Genomic DNA, 894 nt, shown 5'->3' on the forward strand with positions numbered 1-894 from the left:
CCGAGAGCAGGGTCTAGTCCGGGGTCGAGACGCCCATCGAACTGGGTCGTTTCGCCGGTCGAGACGGCCGCAGAGATACCCATTCGTGGGATGACGAGCCGGTTATATGGCGTTTGCGCCGAGAGGGCGAGATAGGGGTCGTCGCCGAAGCGACTGTCTGAGACGACCGTCCCGGCAAGTCGAAGGCCACCGGTCGTCGCGGTTCCCAGCGAGTCGCCAGGGAGCGACTCGGGGACGGTCCCGAGCGGGACTGCGTCCATTCCCATCGGGTCGAGTGCGGCCAAATTGCCCTTCTTCTCGTCGAGTAGTTTGTAGGTGATGTCGTTGCGGTCGTCCGCGCTGTACTCGAAGTCGAGCGTCGTCGATGCGGGCGACTCGAACTTCCCCGCGAAGTCGCCGAAGCGGGTCAGCGAGGGCGCGCCGACGTTCACCGTCACCTCGTAGGTTCCGTCGCCGTCGAGGGCGAAATTCGCCCCGTAGTGGAATCCCATTCGCTGGGAGAGCATCGCGTAGACGACGTCTTCGCTGACGAGGTTGCCGTCGCGGGTGAGTTCGACAGAAAGGCCCGTGTCGGGCACGACGATACCCGTCTCGGGGTCCCAGACGGACACCATGAGGTGGACGTCCTCGCTGGCGGTGTGCGGGATTTTCGTCGTTCGGAACCCCGCAGACTCGTCGTCGATGACCCAGAATCGGTGGGGATAGCTGTAGAAGACGCCAACGCGAAGGTCGCCAGCGGCGGCCGTGCCGACCATCCGCATCCCTTCGATGTGGGTCGGGACGTACACCTCGTCGGGGCGGTTCGAGAGGACCGGGGGCTCGTTGGACGGGTAGAGTCGGCCGGGGTTGGCGAGACATCCTGGGAACCCCGCCGGTGCGACGGGTCCGGCCGGG

At 65.8% G+C, this 894-nt stretch carries 1 protein-coding gene; it reads right to left on the minus strand.

The features are described from left to right. Positions 1–894, minus strand: an 894-nt coding sequence (locus QT222_RS01540; protein ID WP_491476083.1) for an iron transporter, incomplete at both ends; no start/stop codon positions are given.

It is taken from the genome of Haloferax sp. s1 (assembly GCF_058382125.1).